The organism is Streptomyces sp. NPDC005195, from assembly GCF_040608315.1.
In the GTDB taxonomy this organism is placed as follows: domain Bacteria; phylum Actinomycetota; class Actinomycetes; order Streptomycetales; family Streptomycetaceae; genus Streptomyces; species Streptomyces kaempferi.
This window is the reverse complement of the sequence record NZ_JBEXHZ010000248.1, coordinates 1-2,296: the sequence shown is the minus strand read 5'-3', so window position 1 is coordinate 2,296 and position 2,296 is coordinate 1. Positions and strand designations below refer to the sequence as shown.

The window sequence follows — 2,296 nt, the reverse complement described above, 5'->3', positions numbered from 1 at the left end:
CGCGTCGCGCGTGCCGGTGCGCTGGGCGGTGCGGGGCCTGGCGGCGGTGCTCGGCGGCCGGCTGTACGGGCCCGCCCCCACCGTGCGCCCGTTCGCGGGCGGCCGGGCCGCGGCGCGGAGGGCCGACGCGCTGGAGGCCGCGGCGCTGGAGCTGATGCTGCGGGTGGATGAGCTGGGTGGCGCGGTGGCCGCCCTCGGTCATGGCTTCCAGCAGGACGAGATCGGGCCCGCCGCCCACCCTCACCTGTGCTTCGACGGGGAGGGGTTGTACGAGGCGGGCCGCCTCGATCCCGTCGCCGAACAGCGGCAGACCGAGCGGCTGGCCAAACTGCGCGCGTGGCGGTGTGCCGACCGGGTCGACGACGCGCTCATCGCGGTGCGCAAGGCGGCGGAGGGCAGTGACAACGTCCTCCCTCCGATGAAGGGGGCACTTGCTTCCGGAGCCACGGTGGGTGAGGTCTGCGACACACTGCGGCAGGTGTGGGGCGCTGGTTTTCAGCCCGCCGTGTAGCGGGCGGGCCGGGCAGGTGGTGGGTGCCTGCGAGGAGTCCCCTCAACGAGAGGGTCCACGGACGGGGTGCCGTTCGGGTGAGTTCCGCTGTTCTCCCCGATGCCGTGCCCCGTTGTCTGGGACTGTGCCTCCTACGACGTGGCCGATCTCAGTGGCCGCGGCCCGGAGGGGAGTTGGTGTGTGCGCCTGCCGCACATCGCTGCGGCCGGTATCGGCCATGGTCCGCGCGGGGTTGGTTTCCCGGGGATGTCTCGTGCTGATGAGGGGAATGAGACACCCTCGATACGGGCTGGTGGTGCCACTCACAGGTGGCCTTCCTCGATGTCATGTGGGCCCCGAGCACGGCATCCTTGGGAGTCGGCCGGCGCTCGCGGGCCCGAACACGCACAGGATCATGGCCAGATGATGCAGGTACCATCCGCCCTCAGGACCGATTCAGACATCCCGGAAGAAGGAACTGTCATGTCCCAAGTCCACTCGGAGACCACCGAACTCCAGTCGCAGTACGCGGCCCAGCTCACCGCGGACCTTGAGCGCAACACCAAGGAACAGGAACGTATCGGCGCCGAGGTGGTGGCCCTCCAGGAGCTGTTGGAGGCACTGCGGCGCGATCAGAGCCTGCTGGTCAGCCTGCGGCGGACGCTGGGTGACGAGGCTCCCGCCCCGGCCGGTGCGAAGGCGGCCGAGGCCGCCGCGACGGTGGCCTCGGTGCCGCGGCAGACCTCCGGTGAACCCAAGTCCAAGCCCGCCAAGCAGCAGAAGAAGGCCGCTCCCGCCAAGGCCGCTTCCGTCAAGGCCGCTCCTGCCAAGGCCGCTTCCGTCAAGGCTGCTCCTGCCAAGGCCGCTCCCGCCAAGTCCGCCGCGAAGGCGCCGGAAGCCGCGGGCAAGCCCACCCTGGTCGAGCTCATCCACGACCACCTGAGCCGGCAGTCCGAACCGCGGTCCGCCGCGGAGATCACCTCCACGCTCTCCGAGACCCACCCCGAGCGCGGTGTCAAGGCCACGGTCGTGCGCACCACGGTGGAGGGACTGGTCGCCAAGGGACGCGCCCAGCGCAGCAAGCAGGGCACCTCGGTGTACTACACGGCGGCCGGGACCGGTGCGGGCGACGACTCCGCGCAGCAGGCCGCCCCGGAGCAGAAGACCCCGGTCACCGACTGACGCGACGGCATGCGCGGCCGTACCCGCGCGGCCCGGTCCGCGCCGGAGAACACCTTCATGTCCGTGCCGAACCCCTCGGCACTCACCGTCATGGGCGGGCCGGTGCCCTGCGCCGCCGCGGCGGCGCCCTCATGCGGACGCGGCGCCGGGGACCCTCATGTGCCTGTTCCGGCCGACGGGTCGGGCAGGGCCGGCGGTCCAGGTGATGTGCGGAGGTTCGACACGTGCGCACAAGGGGTTGCCGTGCGCGTCGCTGAGGCCGAGGCGTCCGACGAGGAGGCCTTCGCTCGCGGCGTCGGCGAGCACCTGCGGGGGCACGGCGTCGAGCATCAGCTTGGCGCGGCGGAACATCGTGAAGACGCCCGACTCGTCGACGGTGCCCCAGGACAGGTACACGAACCGGCGGCCCAAACGGTCCTGTACGTAGGGGCCTTGGACGTCGGTGCCGGCCGGCGAGACGGTCGCCGTGCACGGCAGGGTCCAGGTCGCGGACCGGGCGTCACCGGGCTGCGGGTCGAGGAGTTCGGCGGGACGGTCACGGCGTTGCACGGCGACATGGATGTCGCGGTACACGGGGAAGGCGGCGTCGGCGGGGGCCGGGCAGGTGCGGCCGGGCAGGTCGAC

The 2,296-nt window shown here is 72.2% G+C and carries 3 protein-coding genes; 2 read left to right on the top strand and 1 reads right to left on the bottom strand.

Annotation, left to right across the window (positions count from 1 at the left end; translation table 11 throughout):
- Positions 1-511 (top strand): methylmalonyl-CoA mutase family protein (locus ABZV34_RS38610; protein WP_356287706.1); only part of this gene is annotated, 511 nt, incomplete at its 5' end.
- Positions 512-973: 462 nt separating this feature from the next.
- Positions 974-1,672 carry a hypothetical protein gene (locus ABZV34_RS38605; RefSeq protein ID WP_356287703.1) on the top strand — a complete coding sequence of 233 codons (699 nt, stop codon included), beginning with the start codon at positions 974-976 and terminating at the stop codon, positions 1,670-1,672.
- A 129-nt stretch (positions 1,673-1,801) separates the two neighbouring features.
- Here ABZV34_RS38605 and ABZV34_RS38600 read toward each other — a convergent pair.
- A partial coding sequence (locus tag ABZV34_RS38600) for a DUF5990 family protein (RefSeq protein WP_356287701.1) occupies positions 1,802-2,296 on the bottom strand: 495 nt, incomplete at its 5' end.